Source organism: Pseudomonas paeninsulae, assembly GCF_035621475.1.
Taxonomy (GTDB): domain Bacteria; phylum Pseudomonadota; class Gammaproteobacteria; order Pseudomonadales; family Pseudomonadaceae; genus Aquipseudomonas; species Aquipseudomonas paeninsulae.
The window spans coordinates 761,439-779,450 of the sequence record NZ_CP141799.1 but is presented as its reverse complement, the minus strand read 5'-3'; the positions used below and the strand labels follow the sequence as shown (position 1 = coordinate 779,450).

Genomic DNA, 18,012 nt, shown 5'->3' with positions numbered 1-18,012 from the left:
TCATTGCAAAGTGGATTGTTGCGAAGTCGACTGGCGCAGCACCAGGGTGCCGTCGCGCTGGGTAAATTCGAGTTGTTTCAGGGCACTCATGCCGAGCAGCACTTCGTCGCCGTCCATGCCCGGAGTGATCAAGGCGGCCACGTCGCGCAACTGGATCTCGCCGAGCTGCAGGCTGACCAGCCGGGTACGGTAGCCGATGACGGTGCCATTGGCGGTACGGATCTGCACCGGCGCACCGCGCGCAAGACCGAGGCGTTCGGCCAAGGCCGCTGGCACGGCGACGGCGGTGGCGCCGGTATCGAGCAACAGGGTCACGCTGACGCCGTTGATCTGGCCGCCCAGCAGGTAATGACCGCCGCGACTGCTCAGCAGGCGCACCTCGATATAACCATCGACATGCTCCGACTGCGGTGCCTGGTTGGGGTTGTCGCGCCGCTCCTCCCATTTGCCGAAGAAGTGCGTGGCCAGCAGCAACGCGGCGCCCCAGGCCAGCACCAGCATTACCCGGCCGACCCGCCGCCCTGCCGCTGGCGTGCTCACCGACGACCCCAGCCGCCTTTGGGTGCGGCGAAACGCCAGACTACCGGACGCTGTTCGCCATCGGCACGGGTGTGCTGACCATTATCGATACCGATCCAGGCCCCCTGCTCATCGATCCACAGCGCCTCGGCCAAGCCATAGGGCTGAGGATATCGCCGCGCATCGGTTAAGGCTTCGCTGGCAAACGACCAGCAGCGCTCGACCGCACCATCGCTCAGCTTGCGTCGACAGATGCGATGGGCCTGACGCTCGAGGGTGAATAGTTTTTCCTTGTGCATGACCACGGCGGAAAAATCCCGGGGTTGCGCCTCGCCGCCCAACTGCGGCGGTGATGGTGCCCTACCGCCTTCACTCATCAGCACACAACCAGCGGTGCAGCGCCAGCTCGACCCCTGCTTGTGCAACGCCAGCAGGCCGCGACGCTGGCGCTCGGCCGCCAACCACAGACGCTCGCCGGCAGGATCGATCGCCACCCCCTCGAACAGCGAGTTGAAGTGCCAGAGCATGCTGCTGGCACGCGCCTGGCGCACCATGCCAGCGGGTAATGCCAGCCACTGCGGTGCCCCCGCAGGAGGAATCTGCAACACGGCGGCGCGCGCCTCACTGACCAGATAGCGATTGCCGATGGCATCGCAGGACAAGCCTTCGAAATCCAGGTAACCGCCACGCACCAGACCGGCGGCCCAGGTGCGCATGCGCAAGCCCCAGGGCAGTGAATTCAAGGGCGCGGGTGGGGCGACAAAGTGCTCGGCCTCGGCCTGCCAGACGGCGTCACCGCCCGCCAGGCGATACAGCCGGTCATCCTCGCGATCGGAAACGGCCCAGAGCGCCTCGCCGCACCAGGCCAGCCCCGACAGATTGCCGGCGGCGATGCCATCGATCGGATGCTCGCTGACCAGCTTCAGCTCTTCCAGGGCCTGGGTCTCGGCCAGCGCCGGAGCGGCGACCAGCAACAGGGCGACAGCCAGGCGCCGCATCAAAGCAGCACCTCGGCCAGGTTGCCCTTCGACTCCAGCCAGGACTTGCGGTCGCTGGCACGCTTCTTCGCCAGCAGCATGTCCATGAGTTCCTGGGTGCCAGGAAAATCCTCCAGGGTCAGCTGCACCAGGCGCCGGGTATTGGGGTCCATGGTGGTTTCGCGCAGCTGCGGCGGATTCATCTCGCCCAGGCCCTTGAAGCGGGTGACCTGCGGCTTGCCGCGACGTTTCTCGGCGACCAGGCGATCGAGGATGCCATCGCGTTCGGCGTCGTCCAGGGCATAGAAAATCTCCTTGCCCAGGTCGATGCGGTACAGCGGCGGCATGGCCACGTAGATGTGCCCGGCATCCACCAGCGGGCGAAAATGCTGGACGAACAGCGCACACAGCAGGGTGGCGATGTGCAGACCGTCGGAGTCGGCGTCGGCGAGAATGCAGATCTTGCCGTAGCGCAGCTGACTCAGGTCGTTGGAGCCCGGATCGATGCCGATGGCCACCGCGATGTTGTGCACTTCCTGCGACGCCAGCACTTCGCCGACATCCACTTCCCAGGTATTGAGGATCTTGCCGCGCAACGGCAGGATCGCCTGGAACTCCTTATCGCGCGCCTGCTTTGCGCTGCCGCCGGCGGAATCGCCCTCGACCAGGAACAGCTCGGAGCGCATCGGGTCCTGGCCGGCGCAGTCAGCCAGCTTGCCGGGCAACGCCGGGCCCTGGGTGATGCGTTTGCGCTCAACCTTCTTGCCGGCCTTGAGGCGGCGGTTGGCGTTACTGATCGCCAGTTCGGCGAGCTGCTGACCGAGTTCCGGGTGGGCGTTGAGCCATAGGCTGAAGGCATCCTTGACCACCCCGGAGACGAAGGCCGCGGCCTCGCGCGAGGACAGGCGTTCCTTGGTCTGGCCGGAGAACTGCGCATCCTGCATCTTGGTCGACAGGACGAAGGCGATGCGCTCCCAGATGTCTTCCGGGGCCAGCTTGACCCCGCGCGGTAGCAAGCTGCGGAACTCGCAGAATTCGCGCATGGCATCCAGCAGGCCCTGGCGCAGACCGTTGACATGGGTACCGCCCTGAGCCGTGGGAATCAGGTTGACGTAGCTTTCCTGCACCGTATCGCCGCCCTCCGGCAGCCACAGCAGCGCCCAGTCGACCGCCTCCTTATTGCCGCTGAGGCTGCCGCAGAACGGCTCGACCGGCAGGCGCTCGAACTCGCTGACCGCATCCACCAGGTAGGAGCGCAGCCCCTCCTCGTAAAGCCACTCGACCCGCTCGCCACTGGCCTTGTCCTCGAAACTGACGTGCAGCCCCGGACAGAGCACGGCCTTGGCCTTGAGCACATGCTTGAGGCGACTGACCGAGTACTTCGGTGAGTCGAAATACTTGGTATCCGCCCAGAACTGCACACTGGTACCGGTGTTGCGCTTGCCGACCGTGCCGATCACTGCCAGATCGCTGGCCTTGAAGCCATCGGCAAAGGTCATGCGGTATTCGTTGCCATCGCGCTTGACCCGCACTTCGACGCGGGTCGACAGGGCGTTGACCACGGAAATCCCGACGCCGTGCAAACCGCCGGAAAACTGGTAGTTCTTGTTGGAGAACTTGCCGCCGGCGTGCAGTTTGGTGAGGATCAGTTCGACCCCAGAGACGCCCTCCTCGGGGTGAATATCCACCGGCATGCCGCGGCCGTCGTCCAGCACTTCCAGGGAATTGTCCTCATGGAGGATCACCTGGATCGAGCTGGCATGCCCGGCCAGGGCCTCGTCGACGCTGTTGTCGATGACTTCCTGGGCCAGGTGGTTGGGCCGGCTGGTGTCGGTGTACATGCCCGGGCGCTTGCGCACCGGATCCAGGCCGGAAAGGACTTCAATGGCGTCTGCGTTGTAACTGGCCATGGGGTCTCTGGTGGTTATTAAAGGTCGGAAAAGTCGGTATCGCGCCACAGATGGGGCGCAATACCGGCGAAGGCAAAGAGCATCGGCAAGCGTGCGGCAAAACCCTGAAAGCCATGATCGCCACCGGCCTGAATGCGCAGCACGCAGGCGCGGTAATAGGCTTGAGCTTCGCGGTAATCGAGAGTTTCGTCGGCAGTCTGCAGCCACACCTGGTAACGCGCGGGGTCTTGCGGCGGCGGCACGTCCAGCTCGGCCAGGGCCAGCACATGATCGGCCGTCATCTCCCAGGTTTCACCGCTGTAATAGTTGTGCTGCGGACCCAGGTGGCCATCGAAACGCAGCTGCGGACGTACTGCCGGATTGATCAACAGCGCGCGCAAGCCATGGCGCTCGGCCAAGTGGGTCGCATAGTAGCCGCCCAGGGAGCTGCCGACCAGCACAGGCCGGCCGAGCTCGGCGATCAAGGCCTCGACCTGAGCAATCGCCCGCCGCGGATGATGATCCAGCGCCGGCACCCGCAATTGCGCGGCCACACCCAGGCGGGTCATGGCGCGCGACAGCTGGCTGGCCTTGAGCGAAGCGGGAGAGCTGTTGAGGCCGTGGAGATAGAGAATAGATGCAGTCATGGCGCAGGAGGCTACTAGGACAGAGCGGCAAGCGGCAAGTAGGGCGTACTCAGGCTCAACTGACGACCATGAGCCATCGCCCCAAACAGACGCGGCTTTCGCGGCCTGAGCTCTACTTCTGGCGAGCGCCGAACAGGGCCAGCCTGCTGGCAATATCGGGGCTTTGAGGCGGCCAGCGTCTACTTGACGACGGCGCAGCGGTTGAGGCGACGCGTCTGCGGGCCCTCACACAGCATGGCTCGGCCGCGCGTTGGTATCGGTCAACAGCCAAGCCCTACCCTTGCCCCGGCAGCCAATCGGTCACGATGATCCCCTCTCGGCCTTGCTGCCTGCCGGCTTTGTCCGCCTGCTTGCGCGCGCTGATAGTGGCCACGCATTGGTCGTCGTTGTTGAGGATCACGATACATTCCAGGCACTGGATGCACTCGTCGTAGTCGATGCGCCCATCGCGCTCGATGGCGCCGATTTCGCAGTGGTTCTTGCAGTGCTGGCAGGGTTTGCCGCAGGCGTCGATGCGCTTGAGCCAGGCGAACAGATGGAACTTGCCGAGCATGGCCAGGCCGGCACCGAGCGGGCAGACGTAGCGGCAATAGAACTTGTGCACGAACAGGCCGAGGCCGAGCAGGATCACGGCGTAGAGCACGAACGGCCAGCTACGCACGAAGAACAGGGTCATGGAGGTCTTGAAGGGTTCCACTTCGGCCAGGCGTTCGGCCAGACTCAGGGAGTAGAAGGCCGCGAGCAGCAGGCCGAGCAAGATGACATATTTGAGCTTTTGCAGGCGCTGGTGGCTGCGCGCGGAGACTTTCCACTGTTTGATCCGCAGGCTCTTGGCCACCCAACCGAGGATTTCCTGCAAGGCGCCGAAGGGGCAGAGCCAGCCGCAGAACAGGCCGCGGCCCCAGATGAACAGGCTGACGAAGGTGAAACTCCAGAGGATGAAGATCAGCGGATCCATCAGGAAAATGCGGATATCGAAGTCGTGCCCCAGGGTCAGCAGCAGGGTGAAGATATTCACCACCGACAGCTGGCCCTGGGCGTAGAGCCCGATAAACCCCAGGGTGAACAGCAGAAAACCGCCACGAAACAGGTGAAAACCCCGGCTATGCGCGCTGATGCGCTGCTGGAAGATGAACACGCCGCTCAGCAGGATCAGCGAGCCAACCAGCAGGGTGATCTGCCACCAGCGTTCCTGCCACATGCGCAGCCAGATCGGTACCGGCTCGGCTTGGGCGACGGCCTCTTGAATATCGAACAGACGCTCGTCGAGTTGGAACCCTCGGCTGAAGTGGCTGTTGCTTGCCACCAGATGATTGCGCCGCAGGCTCACGTTCAGCTGCAGGGCGGCAGGCTGCGCCGGGTTGAAGGCGGCGTGGGTCTTGATCCGAAAAATATGCGCGTCCACCTCCTGCAGTGGCGTGGCGAGCGTCGCCAGCACCTCGCCATTCTTCAAGTTCATGTCGTACAACTCGATGGCCTGGCTGTTTTGCACCAGCACCAGGCGGCTGGTGGCGGTCGCCGGAGTGAAATCACTCGGGACATGCCGATACAGGCCGCTGGACATGACCAACAGCGCCTGTTCGCCGGGCAGCAATTCTTCGTTGAGCTGCTGCAAGCCGGCCTCGCCGAGCAGGTTGCGGCCAATGCTCGGAGCGTTGAGGTAGGCGAAATGCAGCTCGCTGAAGGGAGCGCTGTCGTCCTCCTGAGCAAATTCGGGGTAATCGCGCAACGGATGCCCCAGCTCCGCTTCGACCTCCGCGCGGCCCAGCGTCCAGCGCTGCACGTAGCCGCTGCCGAGCAGACGCTGCCAGTCCATGGGCTGGTAGAGATCGCTTTTCGCCGTGGCCAGCGGCCCGCTGGCAAAACCTTCGAGCAGTTGCCGGGCGACGCTCATGGCGGCCTGCAGCACGGTTTCATTGAGGATCACCACCGACACCGTGGCCTTGCTGACGCCGTCGAACTGGGTGGTCGACTCACCGTCCGCGCTGCCGGTGCGGCGGCCGCCGACGATGATCGGCCGGCTGATGGGGTGCTGCCGGTACTGCTCGACGAAGTCCAGCAGCGGCTGCACCCCCAGGCCATAGAGAAACACCGGCTCGTGGTGTTCGAGCACCCGCACCCCGGCCAACACGCCCTGCAGGTCCATGCCGATGAGCAGGCGGATGGGTTTGCCGGAGAAGCCCTGGAGGCTCGAGTAGTCGCTGGACTCGAAGGCGTAGCCGAGCAGTTCGTCGAGCTGGTAAACACTGTAGACCGGCGGCGCCTCCTGCTTAGGCTCGATCCGCGTGGCCTTCGGGAACAGCTGCAGGATCTCCTCCTGCAACGCCTCGGCGGCCAGCGGCTGACTGAACAGCGCGCACACCAGCACCAGCACCCGCAGGCAGGAAAAGCGGCTGAAGCAGGATGGCATGGCGCGCCTCGTCGGTTTTGTCCCTATCCAGCCATGCTATCCAGCGTGCAGCCGAGCGCCATGCGACTTGCCGGCAATTCGGCCGGTACTTCAGTCGTAGAAAGGCGGAATCTGCAGCAGCGCATGGGCTTCTTGCGCGGGATCAAGCGCTTCTTTCGGCGACAGGAGTAGTCTTGCTGCAACGGCCTGTTAATACCCAGGAGGCCAGCATGGCCAAGAAATTTCCCTTACATCCACCGCATCCCGAGCGCATCTGCTGGGGCTGCGACAGGTATTGCCCGGCGGGGTCGCTGGATTGCGGCAACGGCTCCGACCGCACCATGCACCCGGCCGAAATGCTCGGGGAGGACTGGTACCTGTTCGGCGACTGGGGGATCGAGCCGCCAAACGAGACCAAGAAGCCGGAGGACGAAGCGCTCTGAGTTGTCAGCACAGCAACAACCCGCCAGCTTTTGTATCGCGCCGGTGAACCAGTGGTGCACTGCCTGCGACGAGTACACCCTACGGATCGTGGATTGTTCCAGACTCTATGGCCTGTCCGTAGGGCGGCTCGGGCGGCGATCCGTTCGGAGCGCAGCGACAACCCGCCAGCCGTTGTACCGCGCCGGTGAACCAATGGTGCACTGCCTGCGACGAGTACCCCCTAGGGCGCGTGGATTGCTGAAGCGGCCAAATGATTGGCCATCGGCAGTGCATCTCGCCGCTCGACGATTTCCGTCGGCCTGTGGCAAGCCGCAAACGCCGGCCCTCGGGTAGAATGCGCCCTCTTCCGCCACGGCTAACCCCTCGCCCATGACTGACTCAGTCCAGCACACTGCCTCTCGCGTCGCCATCATCGGTGGCGGCCCCGCCGGCTTGATGGCCGCCGAGGTGCTGGCGCTGGCCGGGGTCAGGGTCGAGCTGTTCGATGCCATGCCCTCGGTCGGGCGCAAGTTCCTGCTGGCCGGGGTGGGCGGGATGAATATCACCCACTCCGAAGCCAAGGATTCATTCCTCTCGCGCTACGCCGAACGCCGCGAGGACATCGCCCGGCTACTCGCCGAGTTCGATGCCGACGCCCTGCGCAGCTGGATTCATGGGCTGGGCATCGATACCTTCGTCGGCACGTCCGGGCGGGTGTTTCCCGCAGACATGAAGGCCGCGCCGCTGCTGCGTGCCTGGCTCAAGCGCCTGCGCGAACTGGGGGTACAGATCCATACCCGTCATCGCTGGCTGGGCTGGAGCGATGACGGCGCCCTACGCATCGCCACTCCCGCCGGCGAAACCGCAGTGCAGGCCGACGCCACCCTGCTAGCCCTGGGTGGCGGCAGCTGGGCGCGGCTGGGTTCCGACGGCGCCTGGGTGCCTCTGCTGCAGGCGCGCGCAGTGGAAATCACGCCGCTGCAAGCGAGCAACTGCGGTTTCGAGGTGACCGGCTGGAGTCCGTTGCTACTCGACAAGTTCGCCGGCGCGCCGCTGAAGAACGTCAGCCTGCGCCTGGACGACGAAACCCCGCGCCCAGGCGAATTCGTCCTCACCGCTGGCGGCGTAGAAGGCAGCCTGGTTTATGCCTTGTCGGCGCGCATCCGTGAGCGCATCAACAGCCAGGGCAAGGCCACTGTCTATCTCGACCTGCTGCCGCAACGTCCGCTGGCCACGCTGCAAATCGCGCTGGGCAAGCCGCGCGGCTCGCACTCGATGGCCAAGCACCTGCACCGCCAAGTCGGTATCGACGGGGTCAAGGCCGCGCTGTTGCGCGAACTGGCGCCGCGCGACTGCTTCGCCGACCCCGCCCGCCTGGCCGCCGTGCTCAAGGCGGTGCCGCTGACCCTGGTCAGGTCGCGGCCGCTGGACGAGGCGATCAGCACGGCCGGCGGCGTGCCCTTCGAGGCACTGGACCAACGGCTGATGCTCAAGCAACTGCCCGGACTGTTCTGTGCCGGCGAGATGCTCGACTGGGAAGCGCCGACCGGCGGCTACCTGCTCACCGCCTGCTTCGCCAGCGGCCGGGCGGCAGGATTGGGCATGCTGGAGTGGTTACACAACCGTAGGATGGGGCGGACCGCGTAGGTTGAGCGTAGCGATACCCATGCGGCCCTCAGCATCGCGCACACGCGGCCCCCGACAGTGCCGAGCGTCCGCGAGTGCAATGCAGAGTTACGCGGCGGCGTTATCGCCGGGGCCTCCCCAAACCCCGGCGTCGAGCCTGGCTGCGCGCAGAATCGTAGGGCAGGTTAGGCGCGCCACCCGCTCCCGGTCGACCGCAGGCCAACGCGCGCCGTAACCCGCCGCAAGCGACCAGCCAAGGCGCGGAATGACTGCGGACGCAACGGCGGGTTACGCGGCGCAAATAGCCTGGTTCGACGCCAATGCAACTTGCCGCTAACCCGCCCTACAAAGCTAACCCACCCCACGGTGCGGGGCGGCGCGTTGCTCGTCCAACCTACGCTTTTCTGCCGCCCTTGGCCGGCTTGCCGCCGAAACTCGGCACCTTGCGCACGGCCTTGACTGCAGGCGCAGCGGGTTCGTCGCTTTCCAGCCAGCGGCCGAGGCTGCCGGACTTGCCGCCGCCGACCACTTTGGGTTTTTTCGGCTTCTTCGATTTTTTCACCACCTGGCCGCCGGCCAGGGTCAGCGGTACCCGGTGGTCGGGGATGAAATCCGCCTCGTCGATGCGTTGCAGTACCTGCTGGGTCAGGGTCTCGATGGCCGACAGCAGCTCCACCTCGTCGGCGCAGACCAGCGACACCGCCTGGCCCGTGGCGCCGGCACGACCGGTGCGGCCGATGCGGTGCACGTAGTCTTCGGCGACGGTCGGCAGGTCGAAGTTGACCACCAGCGGCATGTCGTCGATATCCAGGCCGCGGGCCGCCACGTCGGTGGCCACCAGCACCTTGATCTCACCATCCTTGAAGCGCTGCAGGGCGCGCAGACGGGTGGCCTGCGGCTTGTCACCGTGGATCGCATCGGCGCTGATACCGTGGCGCTGCAACTCGGCCTCCAGCTCATCGACGCCTTTGCGGGTCTTGACGAACACCAGCGCCTGGCTCCAACGCTTGCTCTGGTACAGGTGCAGGAACAGCTCGCTCTTGCGCTTCTTGTCCACCGGGATCAGCCACTGCTTGACCGACTTGGCTGCGGCATTGCGCGGGCTGACCTCGATGCTCAGCGGGTCGTGCAGCATCTGGTTGGCCATGACGCGGATGGCTTCGGAGAAGGTCGCGGAAAACAGCAGGGTCTGGCGTTTTTTCGGCAGTGCGGCGAATACGTCCTGCAGCTCGCGGGCGAAGCCCAGGTCGAGCATGCGGTCGGCTTCATCCAGCACCAGCACCTGCAGCTGGTTGAACTTCACCGCGTTCTGCCGGTACAGATCGAGCAGCCGGCCGGGGGTGGCGACCAATACGTCGAGGCCCTTGCGCAGCTTCATCATCTGCGGGTTGATGCTGACCCCGCCGTACACCGCGTAGCTGCGCAGCGGCAGGTCTTGCCCGTAGGTCAGAAAGCTCTGCTGCACCTGCTCGGCCAGCTCGCGAGTCGGCACCAGCACCAAGGCGCGCACCGAGTTGCTGGCCACCTGCGGCCCTTCCATCATCAAGCGCTGCAACAACGGCAGGGCGAAGCCGGCGGTTTTGCCGGTGCCGGTCTGCGCCGCGGCCATCAGGTCGAGGCCCTTGAGGATCGGCGGAATGGCCTGGGCCTGCACCGGGGTGGGGACGGCATAGCCGAGGCCGTCGAGGGTGCGCAGCAAGGGATCGATCAGGCCGAGGGAAACGAAGGTCATGAGGGCAACCAGAACAAGGAACACGAATGTGCGAATGCGCGCAGTTTAACCTGCCCCGGGCTGGCCATCGTGTTTCTGTTGCGCGGCCCAGCCGCGAAACTTGCGCCCCAAGGGCTGTCGAATGGCTGCCGATGCGCGCCGGACAACCAGCGTGCAGGACCGTCACGATTGGCTTATCACCAGGGGGACAGGTAGGGTGAACCTCTATTTATGACTGAAAACGGAAATCAACGGACCATGCAGATGACATCGAGATACGGATTCAGCGGGCGAGTGGCGGCCTTGTTGGTCATGGCTACGCTGCTCAGCGGCTGTGGCGTCAACAACATTCCCACCTACGACGAACAAGTCAAAGCCGCCTGGTCCCAGGTGGAGAACCAATACCAACGACGTGCCGACCTGATTCCCAATCTGGTGGAGACCGTCAAGGGCTTCGCCAAGCAGGAACAGGAAACTCTGGTTGCGGTGATCGAGGCGCGCTCCAAGGCCACCTCCATCCAGGTGGATGCCAGCACCCTGGACAATCCGGAAAAAATGCGCCAGTTCCAGCAGGCCCAGGAACAACTCACCGGCGCCTTGAGCCGATTGATGGCGGTCTCCGAGCGTTACCCGGACCTGAAGTCCAACCAGAACTTCCTGGCGTTGCAATCCCAGCTGGAAGGCACGGAAAACCGCATCGCGGTGGCCCGGCGCGACTTCATCACCTCGGTTGAACGCTACAACACCGAGATCCGCACCTTTCCCGGGCGCCTCTGGCATAGCCTGATGTACAGCGACATGCCGCTGCGCGAGAACTTCGAAGCGACCACCCCGGCGGCGGAAGAAGCCCCAGAAGTGAAATTCTGATGGCAGTCACGCTACGCCTGCCGCTGTTCTTGCTGCTGTGCGCCTGGGCCTGGGTGGCCCAGGCGCAAGAGCCCGAGTTTCCGTCACTCAGCGGACGGGTGGTCGATCAGGCCGAGCTGCTCGATGCGCAAACCGAAGCGCGCCTGACGCAACTGCTGGCGGCGCATGAAAAAGCCAGCAGCGAGCAAGTGGTGGTGGTCACCCTGCCAAACCTGCAAGGGCTGGCCATCGAGGAGTTTGGCTTTCAGCTGGGCCGCCACTGGGGCATCGGCCAGAAGGGCGAGGACAACGGCGCATTGCTGCTGATCGCCCGTGACGAACGCAAACTGCGCATCGAGGTCGGTTATGGCCTCGAGGGTCGCCTGACCGATGCGCAATCCTCGGTGATCATCAACCAGGTCATCACCCCCGCCTTCAAGCGCGGCGATTACGCCAAGGGCATCAGTGACGGTGTCGCGGCGATTCTCCAGGTGCTGGGCGGTCAACCACTGGCTGCAAGCCCGGAGCCGGAGAAAAAGCCCAAGGCGATCCCCTTCTTCGTCTTGCTGCTTATCGTCATCGGCCTGATCGGCGGTGGACGCGGCGGACGTCGCGGGCTACTGCTCGGTGGACTATTGGCTGCCGGCATGGCCAGTGGCGGTTCGCGCGGCGGCGGCTTCGGCGGTGGTGGCGGTTTTGGTGGCGGCGGCGGCGGCTTCGGTGGCGGTGGTGCTTCCGGCGGCTGGTAATTCAATTCAACGAGTAAACAGACCCCATGGCTTTATTGAGTGAAAGCGAACAACAGCAGGTCGCCCAGGCGATCAGCGCGGTCGAGCGCGAGACCGATGCCGAGCTGGTCACGGTGCTGGCGGCCCAGGCGGACGATTACACCTACATCCCGTTACTCTGGGCCAGCCTGGTGGCACTGCTGGTGCCTGGCGCGGTGAATTATTTTGTCGCCTGGCTGAGCGCCCAGGAATTGCTGCTGGTGCAGTGGCTGACCTTTGCCGGCTTGAGCCTGCTGCTGCGCATTCCCGCGCTGACCCGCCGCCTGATCCCGCGCGCCGTGCGCCACTGGCGCGCCAGCAACCTGGCGCGCCGGCAGTTTCTCGAGCACAACCTGCACCACACGACGGGGGCGACCGGCATGCTGATCTTCGTCTCGGAGGCCGAGCACTATGTGGAGATTCTGGTCGACCGCGGCATTTCCAGCCGGCTGCCCGACACCACCTGGCAGTCCATAGTCGCGGACTTCACCCAGCGGGTGAAACAGGGCCAGACCCTGGAAGGTTTTCTCGGTTGCATCCAGTCCTGCGGTGCGCAGCTCAAGCAGCATGTGCCCGCGACTCACGAGCGCAACGAACTGCCCAACCATCTGGTGATCCTGCCCTGAGTCATTCAGGCTATCGAGGCGCTGCTGCCGAGTCGAAGGATAAAAGGGGGAGCGTTTAATACATCAACCACTCCCCCTTTTATCAGAGACTGTTTAATCGCCCGGTTTGCTATTGATTGAAAAGTCTTTGTTTACCACCCGAATTTCTCGCTGCGGGAAGGGTATTTCATAACCATGTTCTTGTAGCGCTTCCAAAATCATCAACAGAAGGTCACCGCCCACCCGGTTCTTACCATCGTCGATGCCTTCCATCCAAAACTCAACGAACATGTTGATGCCGGAATCCCCAAAACTGTCTATTTCACAATCGGGGCGCTCCTCGAGCGGAACAGCGTCGCCGCTGAACACCTGCGGGTGGCTAGCCACTACAGCCTTGATAATTTCGACCAGCTTCCTGATGTCAGAATGATACGCGACCGAAAAATCAACCCGGTAACGTTGACTCTTGTCCTTGTGCGTCCAGTTGGTAAATATCTCGGCGATGAACTTTTCGTTAGGCACCACAATATCTTTGCCATCGAACGTTTCCAGCGTGGTAGAGCGCATATTCAACTCGCGCACCATTCCGGTGCGACCATCATCAAGCTCGACATAATCTCCAATCGACACGGAGCGGTCCAGCAGGATGATAATCCCGGATATAAAATTGGACGCAATTGCCTGCAGCCCTAAGCCAATACCAACACCAATCGCACCGCCAAACACCGCGAGCGTGGTGAGGTTGATACCCATGACCTGCAATATCAACAGGGATATCAAGAAGAATATCGCCACCTCGAAAAGTTTCGCAGCCACTTCGCGGGTGCGTATGTCGAGGCTTTCCTGATGGGCGATGAATGATCGGCCGGTTTTGCTGCTAATGCGTCCTAGCCAGAACAGCAGCGAACCAAAAATGGCAACGCGCGCGATACCGTAAGCTGAAATCTCAATATTGCCCAAGTTCACCGATATGGATTCGAGTATTGCTATTAGGCCACTCAGAATACCGAGCAGGTGCAGAAACAACAGCGGCATGCCCAGCCATTTGAATATCCCAGCCGCCACCCGGTTCTGTATAAAGTCACGAATAACCGAATAAAACAGCAGCAATATGGCAACCGTCAGCGCTGCCTGCACCAGCCAGCCCTGATTTAATACACCCTCGCTCACCTCAACGGAGATTCGCAACATCAAGATCGCGAGCACCGGAAATATCAAACTGCCCAGCTTGCCAATAACTTTACGCAAGGGATGAGCGGCAGCCTCTTCCTGACTGGCGTCAAGGAATGGAGCATATTTCCTGATGCGATTAGCAAACACCCATGCAACCAGGTAGATAGCTAGAACAATGCCAATTTGCGTATAGATTTCCGGTTGGGAAAATGCAGTGCGTGCTGTATAGACAATGTTCTTAACTAGTTGAATGAGCTCGTCTACTATCATTTTTGGCAACCTTATATTCTACCTAATAGGCAACCCAGACCATCGACGTGTTGCTGTCGGGCTACGGTTTAAGCGACAAGCGTACTAATAAGCAGCCTAGTTACCCCTCACGCAAGCGTTGCAGCGTTTGCGCCACTTTGGCCGCGGGAACCTTCTGCAGGCTGCACAGCAACGCGTGGGAAACCTCGGCCATGCCATGCCGCTCGCGCAATAGCGCGGCCATGAAGCAGGTCAGGTTGGCCGCCATTTCCGCATCGGCCAGCGCGCGGTGCGCCTGGCCGGTGTCCGGCAGTTGCGCCCAGCGATTCAACGTGCCGAGTTTGTGGTTAGGCGCCTGCGGCAACAGCCGTCGCGCCAGCAGCAACGAGCAGGCGAACGGCTGCACCCGCGTGCGCCGGATCAGCGCCAACTCGGCATCCCAGAACTTCTGGTCGAAGGAGGCGTTATGCGCCAGCAAGGGAATGTCGCCGACAAAATCCGCCACCTCGTTCATCACCTGCGCCGCCGGCGGGGCGTTGCGCAACATGGCGTTGCTGATCCCGGTGAGCTGTTCGATGAAGGGCGGCACCCAGGCGCCGCTGTTCATCAGGCTCTGGTAACGCGCGACTATCTGCCCGCCTTCGACGATGACCACGCCGATCTCGGTGGCGCGGGCCTGCTGCGCCGGCGACATGCCAGTGGTTTCAAAATCGAGGACGGCTATCGGGGCTTCGAGCATTTATCAGTTTCTCAACGACTATCAATTTCTTAACAACAACGCGCCTTCAATCGGCACATAACGGCTGGCCGCACGGACCAGCGATTGCGCAGTCAGCCCCGGCACGCCGTAGGCCACGGCCTCGACCCCGTAACTGCTGCGGATCTTCTCCAGCAGCAGATCGAAATCGCCATCGCCGGACGCCAGCACCACCTCGTCGACCCGCGGCGCGGTGTCCATGATGTCGATGGTGATGCCCACGTCCCAGTCGCCCTTGGCCGAGCCGTCACTGCGCTGGATATAGGGCTTGAGCTTCACGGTAAAGCCGAGGTTGCGCAGGATCTGCTGGAACTGCTGCTGCTTGGCATCGCCACGGTCGATGGCGTAGGCATAGGCCTCGACGATCTGCCCGTGCTGGCTGATGTCAGCCCACAGCGCGGCGTAGTCGAAGTGGCAGCCATAGGCCTGGCGCACGGTGTAATAGAGGTTCTGTACATCGGCGAATACGGCGATCTTTTTCACCGGGGCTCCTCGGTTGACGGCTAACAGACTGGCTGGTTGAGCAAGCATCGACAGTGGTTTCCCCACAGCCTGCTACAGTCGGTGTGCAGTATGCCAGCCATCAACCAAGGACTGTCGAAATGCCTCAAGACGATCACCGCTTACAACCGCCCGCCTTGCTGATCATCGATATGCAGCAAGGCATTCAGCGGCTCAATCAAGCGCGTAACAATCCCGAGGCGGAAACACGGATCGCCAGCCTGCTTGGCCACTGGCGCCAGGCGGGATGGCCGCTGGTGCATATTCGTCATATTTCCCGCGAGGCCGATTCGGTATTCGCCCCTGGGCAGAGCGGCGCGCTGTTCCAGACACAACTGGCGCCGCTGCCGGCCGAGCAGGTGTTCGAGAAGAATGTCACCGATGCCTTTACCCACAGCAACCTGGAACGCTGGCTGCATGTGCGCGGCATTCGCGCGTTGGTGATAGTCGGGGTGGCCAGCGAAAACTCGGTGGAAGCCACGGCGCGCAGCGCCAGCAACCTGGGCTTTGTCACGCAGGTGGTGGCGGACGCTTGCTACACCTTCGGCAAAAGCGACTACTCGGGCCAGCCACGCAGCGCTCAGGAAGTGCACGACATGGCCCTGGCCAACCTGCGCGACGAGTATGCCGAAGTGGTGCAAAGCGCCGACTTGATCGTCTCGCTATTTGGAGCGTCTGGCGCTATCGGCTAAAGTGGCGCCCCGCTCTCTCGACCGCGACCACTGCCCATGAATGCGTTTCACGTCCTGCGCGACGCCTGGTTTTTCTTCAGCCACAACCTGCCGGCGATCATCCGCCTGTGCTTGCCTCTGGTGGTACTCGAAGCCTTGGTGCAGCAATTCGTCAGCGCTCAGATCGGGACCGAAGCGGCTGCGGCTTACGGCATTCTGGTTGGCCTGCTGTTCTACCCGCTCTATACCGCGGCGCTGATCCTGTTCCTCGATGCGCGCAGCCGGGGCGAAACACCAGCCAAGCGCACACTGCTCGCCGCCAGTCTGCGCCTGTGGCCAGGCTTTGCCCTGCTGGCGGGCCTGAGCACCCTGGCGATCATGCTCGGCGCCTCGCTGTTCGTCCTGCCAGGCCTGTGGATGATGATCAAACTGGCATTCGCCGAGTACCTGCTGGTATTGCGCGGACTGAGTCCGATAAAAGCGCTGCATGAGAGTTTCGAGCTGACCAGCGGCTACTTCTGGCAAATTCTGACCTGCGTACTGTGCGTCATGCTGCCGTTGTGGTTGCTCGCCTGGGCCAGCCAACCGGCCGAGGGCGAGCAGCAGGATGTGCTGCTCACCCTGCTGCTCGACAGCGTCAACGGCTTTCTGCAATTGTTTGCCACCGTGGTGCTGTTTCGCCTGTTCATGCTGCGCGGCACACTGCCTGCAGAGGAATAAATTCGGGCTAGCAGCCTGTCGGACTTGAATTCATGGACAGGGCAGCAATGGCGAAGGCGGGCGACTTGCTCAGCATTTAGCCGCTTATTGCTCTGCTTTTCCTGAGTTCGAGCGGATTTAGCTCATTTTTAGCTGCATTGGACGGATTTGTGGCGCAACCCGGCCATGCGTTTCAAATTCCACGCCAAGCACACCAGGCGCCATTCGCCGCTCACTTTGGCCTTGCCGCGCAGCAGGAACTGGCGACAACCCATCACTGATTTGATGATGCCGAACACCGGCTCCACTGTCTGTTTGCGCAGGGCATAGAGCGTGCGCCCCGGCTGGCTCTTGAGCTTGTGGGCCATACGCTGTTGCGGTGTGGCGTCGGCTGCGAGCGCCGGCGGATCCTCGAAACGCGCCTTCCAGTGGGGATGGTGATGTTCGCGCGCCACCGCCAGATAGGGTTCGATTTGCGCCTCTTCACAGGCAGCGATATTGCCTTCGCTGCTGTAGCCGCAGTCGGCGATCAGCGTATCCACTCGCCCCAGCGACTCGGGCAGCGCCTTGAGTTCAGCCAGCATGGGGATGACTTGCTGCTTGTCGTTGCCCGCTTGGGTGAGGTCCTGCGCCACCACCAGCAGGCTGTCGGTATCCACCGCCGCTTGGGCGTTGTAGCACTGTTCGAAGCCGCCGCCGGCCACGCGCATGATGCGTGAATCTTCATCGGTAAGATTGATCTGGTCTTGCGGCCTGGGGCCAGCGATCGGCGCTTTGGGCGGTCTGCCGCCAGGCTGTTTGCCGGTTTGCGCGGCCCGCACGGCGCGCTGCTCGAGTTTCGCTTGATAGGCGGCCTGCTCCTGCTCGAAACGGGCACTGGCGCGCGCCTCGATCTTGGCCTTGGCGATATCCATGGCGGCCAGCCGATCCTGCCGACGCTTGATCTCCTCGGGCAGGCTGCAGCCGTCGGGAAGCTCCGCCTGGTCGGCGCGCTCGGCCAGGGTCAGGAGTTGCTGCACCTCGGCCTTGAGCTGGCGCTCGAGCACCTGGATATGGTCATGGGAAAGCGCGCTGTGGCGTGAGGCATTGGCATGCACCTTGGTGCCGTCGAGGCTGATGGTGCCGAGCCTGAGCAGTTTCATTTCGCCCGCCAGCTCCAGCACCTGGAGGAAGATGCCAGCCAGCTCGTCGAGAAAGCGCCGGCGGAAGCTGGCCAAGGTGTCATGGTCGGGGTGGCTGCCGGCGGCGAGGTAGCGGAAGGCGAGCGAGTCATAGCTGGCCCGCTCGATCTTGCGGCTGGAAAAGGTACCCGTGGCATAGCCATAGACCAGCAGGCTGAGCAAGACTTCGGGGTGATAGGCGGCGCTGCCGCGCCCGGCATAGGCACGGGTGAGCGCGCCCAGGTCGAGTTTTTCGATGGCTTCGAGGATGAAGCGGGCCAGGTGATCTTCGGGCAGCCAGTCGTCTGCCGAGGGCGGCAGCAGGTACGCGGTCTTGCGGTCGATCGGGCGAAAGCGGCTCATGCGGTGGACACGGCTGGACAGATGCCGGGATTATCCGCGA

General features: G+C 63.1%; 17 protein-coding genes. 7 read left to right on the top strand and 10 right to left on the bottom strand.

Going from position 1 to position 18,012, the window contains the following annotated elements; translation table 11 throughout:
- The 5 genes from VCJ09_RS03510 to VCJ09_RS03490 all read right to left on the bottom strand — a co-directional run bounded on the left by VCJ09_RS03510 (position 1) and on the right by VCJ09_RS03490 (position 6,442).
- Positions 1 to 501, bottom strand: coding sequence for a retropepsin-like aspartic protease family protein (locus VCJ09_RS03510; RefSeq protein WP_407693031.1), 501 nt, complete (start codon positions 499 to 501; stop codon positions 1 to 3).
- A 35-nt stretch (positions 502 to 536) separates the two neighbouring features.
- Positions 537 to 1,517 carry an esterase-like activity of phytase family protein gene (locus tag VCJ09_RS03505; protein ID WP_324733149.1) on the bottom strand — a complete coding sequence of 327 codons (981 nt, stop codon included), beginning with the start codon at positions 1,515 to 1,517 and terminating at the stop codon, positions 537 to 539.
- Entirely contained in the window at positions 1,517 to 3,406 is a 1,890-nt protein-coding gene (parE, locus tag VCJ09_RS03500; RefSeq protein ID WP_324733148.1) for a DNA topoisomerase IV subunit B, read from the bottom strand. Before parE ends, VCJ09_RS03505 begins: the two co-directional genes overlap by 1 nt.
- A 17-nt stretch (positions 3,407 to 3,423) precedes the next feature.
- Positions 3,424 to 4,032 (bottom strand): YqiA/YcfP family alpha/beta fold hydrolase, encoded by a 609-nt coding sequence (locus tag VCJ09_RS03495; RefSeq protein WP_324733147.1) that lies wholly within the window; start codon positions 4,030 to 4,032, stop codon positions 3,424 to 3,426.
- Positions 4,033 to 4,306: 274 nt separating this feature from the next.
- Positions 4,307 to 6,442: a 4Fe-4S binding protein gene (locus VCJ09_RS03490; protein ID WP_324733146.1), complete on the bottom strand. Its 2,136-nt coding sequence runs from the start codon at positions 6,440 to 6,442 to the stop codon at positions 4,307 to 4,309.
- A gap of 209 nt (positions 6,443 to 6,651) precedes the next feature.
- On the opposite strand from VCJ09_RS03490, the gene VCJ09_RS03485 reads away from it, so the two are divergent.
- Entirely contained in the window at positions 6,652 to 6,864 is a 213-nt protein-coding gene (locus tag VCJ09_RS03485; RefSeq protein WP_324733145.1) for a DUF3079 domain-containing protein, read from the top strand.
- Between the two features lie 370 nt (positions 6,865 to 7,234).
- Entirely contained in the window at positions 7,235 to 8,491 is a 1,257-nt protein-coding gene (locus VCJ09_RS03480; RefSeq protein ID WP_324733144.1) for a TIGR03862 family flavoprotein, read from the top strand.
- Between the two features lie 373 nt (positions 8,492 to 8,864).
- On the opposite strand, the gene VCJ09_RS03475 is transcribed toward VCJ09_RS03480, so the two are convergent.
- Positions 8,865 to 10,202 (bottom strand): DEAD/DEAH box helicase, encoded by a 1,338-nt coding sequence (locus VCJ09_RS03475; RefSeq protein ID WP_324733143.1) that lies wholly within the window; start codon positions 10,200 to 10,202, stop codon positions 8,865 to 8,867.
- A 243-nt stretch (positions 10,203 to 10,445) separates the two neighbouring features.
- On the opposite strand from VCJ09_RS03475, the gene VCJ09_RS03470 reads away from it, so the two are divergent.
- From VCJ09_RS03470 to VCJ09_RS03460, 3 genes are read left to right on the top strand one after another with little or no spacing between them, the layout of a single operon-like run.
- Entirely contained in the window at positions 10,446 to 11,048 is a 603-nt protein-coding gene (locus tag VCJ09_RS03470; protein WP_324733142.1) for a LemA family protein, read from the top strand.
- Complete coding sequence (locus VCJ09_RS03465; protein ID WP_324733141.1) at positions 11,048 to 11,776, top strand: TPM domain-containing protein; 729 nt, start codon at positions 11,048 to 11,050, stop codon at positions 11,774 to 11,776. Before VCJ09_RS03470 ends, VCJ09_RS03465 begins: the two co-directional genes overlap by 1 nt.
- Before the next feature lie 26 nt (positions 11,777 to 11,802).
- Complete coding sequence (locus tag VCJ09_RS03460; RefSeq protein WP_324733140.1) at positions 11,803 to 12,420, top strand: TPM domain-containing protein; 618 nt, start codon at positions 11,803 to 11,805, stop codon at positions 12,418 to 12,420.
- A 93-nt stretch (positions 12,421 to 12,513) separates the two neighbouring features.
- Here the strand turns inward: VCJ09_RS03460 and VCJ09_RS03455 are convergent, their stop codons facing one another.
- The 3 genes from VCJ09_RS03455 to VCJ09_RS03445 all read right to left on the bottom strand — a co-directional run bounded on the left by VCJ09_RS03455 (position 12,514) and on the right by VCJ09_RS03445 (position 15,109).
- Entirely contained in the window at positions 12,514 to 13,842 is a 1,329-nt protein-coding gene (locus VCJ09_RS03455; RefSeq protein WP_324733139.1) for a mechanosensitive ion channel family protein, read from the bottom strand.
- 100 nt (positions 13,843 to 13,942) lie between these two features.
- Complete coding sequence (locus VCJ09_RS03450; protein WP_324733138.1) at positions 13,943 to 14,560, bottom strand: 3'-5' exonuclease; 618 nt, start codon at positions 14,558 to 14,560, stop codon at positions 13,943 to 13,945.
- Between the two features lie 21 nt (positions 14,561 to 14,581).
- Complete coding sequence (locus tag VCJ09_RS03445; protein WP_324733137.1) at positions 14,582 to 15,109, bottom strand: LabA-like NYN domain-containing protein; 528 nt, start codon at positions 15,107 to 15,109, stop codon at positions 14,582 to 14,584.
- A gap of 71 nt (positions 15,110 to 15,180) precedes the next feature.
- Here VCJ09_RS03445 and VCJ09_RS03440 point away from each other — a divergent pair, with 71 nt between their 5' ends.
- Both VCJ09_RS03440 and VCJ09_RS03435 read left to right on the top strand, forming a co-directional pair.
- Positions 15,181 to 15,771, top strand: a complete 591-nt coding sequence (locus tag VCJ09_RS03440) for a cysteine hydrolase family protein (protein WP_324733136.1) — start codon at positions 15,181 to 15,183, stop codon at positions 15,769 to 15,771.
- A gap of 36 nt (positions 15,772 to 15,807) precedes the next feature.
- Entirely contained in the window at positions 15,808 to 16,470 is a 663-nt protein-coding gene (locus VCJ09_RS03435) for a YciC family protein (RefSeq protein ID WP_324733135.1), read from the top strand.
- Positions 16,471 to 16,598: 128 nt separating this feature from the next.
- On the opposite strand, the gene VCJ09_RS03430 is transcribed toward VCJ09_RS03435, so the two are convergent.
- On the bottom strand, positions 16,599 to 17,972 hold the full coding sequence (locus tag VCJ09_RS03430; RefSeq protein WP_324733134.1) for an IS1182 family transposase: 1,374 nt from the start codon (positions 17,970 to 17,972) through the stop codon (positions 16,599 to 16,601).
- Positions 17,973 to 18,012: the final 40 nt, after the last annotated feature.

Bases quoted from the DNA above. Each gene is read 5' to 3' on its own strand.
- VCJ09_RS03510 (WP_407693031.1), bottom strand. From the start codon at position 501: ATGCTGGTGCTGGCCTGGGGCGCCGCGTTGCTGCTGGCCACGCACTTC.
- VCJ09_RS03505 (WP_324733149.1), bottom strand. From the start codon at position 1,517: ATGCGGCGCCTGGCTGTCGCCCTGTTGCTGGTCGCCGCTCCGGCGCTG.
- parE (WP_324733148.1), bottom strand. From the start codon at position 3,406: ATGGCCAGTTACAACGCAGACGCCATTGAAGTCCTTTCCGGCCTGGAT.
- VCJ09_RS03495 (WP_324733147.1), bottom strand. From the start codon at position 4,032: ATGACTGCATCTATTCTCTATCTCCACGGCCTCAACAGCTCTCCCGCT.
- VCJ09_RS03490 (WP_324733146.1), bottom strand. From the start codon at position 6,442: ATGCCATCCTGCTTCAGCCGCTTTTCCTGCCTGCGGGTGCTGGTGCTG.
- VCJ09_RS03485 (WP_324733145.1), top strand. From the start codon at position 6,652: ATGGCCAAGAAATTTCCCTTACATCCACCGCATCCCGAGCGCATCTGC.
- VCJ09_RS03480 (WP_324733144.1), top strand. From the start codon at position 7,235: ATGACTGACTCAGTCCAGCACACTGCCTCTCGCGTCGCCATCATCGGT.
- VCJ09_RS03475 (WP_324733143.1), bottom strand. From the start codon at position 10,202: ATGACCTTCGTTTCCCTCGGCCTGATCGATCCCTTGCTGCGCACCCTC.
- VCJ09_RS03470 (WP_324733142.1), top strand. From the start codon at position 10,446: ATGACATCGAGATACGGATTCAGCGGGCGAGTGGCGGCCTTGTTGGTC.
- VCJ09_RS03465 (WP_324733141.1), top strand. From the start codon at position 11,048: ATGGCAGTCACGCTACGCCTGCCGCTGTTCTTGCTGCTGTGCGCCTGG.
- VCJ09_RS03460 (WP_324733140.1), top strand. From the start codon at position 11,803: ATGGCTTTATTGAGTGAAAGCGAACAACAGCAGGTCGCCCAGGCGATC.
- VCJ09_RS03455 (WP_324733139.1), bottom strand. From the start codon at position 13,842: ATGATAGTAGACGAGCTCATTCAACTAGTTAAGAACATTGTCTATACA.
- VCJ09_RS03450 (WP_324733138.1), bottom strand. From the start codon at position 14,560: ATGCTCGAAGCCCCGATAGCCGTCCTCGATTTTGAAACCACTGGCATG.
- VCJ09_RS03445 (WP_324733137.1), bottom strand. From the start codon at position 15,109: ATGCTTGCTCAACCAGCCAGTCTGTTAGCCGTCAACCGAGGAGCCCCG.
- VCJ09_RS03440 (WP_324733136.1), top strand. From the start codon at position 15,181: ATGCCTCAAGACGATCACCGCTTACAACCGCCCGCCTTGCTGATCATC.
- VCJ09_RS03435 (WP_324733135.1), top strand. From the start codon at position 15,808: ATGAATGCGTTTCACGTCCTGCGCGACGCCTGGTTTTTCTTCAGCCAC.
- VCJ09_RS03430 (WP_324733134.1), bottom strand. From the start codon at position 17,972: ATGAGCCGCTTTCGCCCGATCGACCGCAAGACCGCGTACCTGCTGCCG.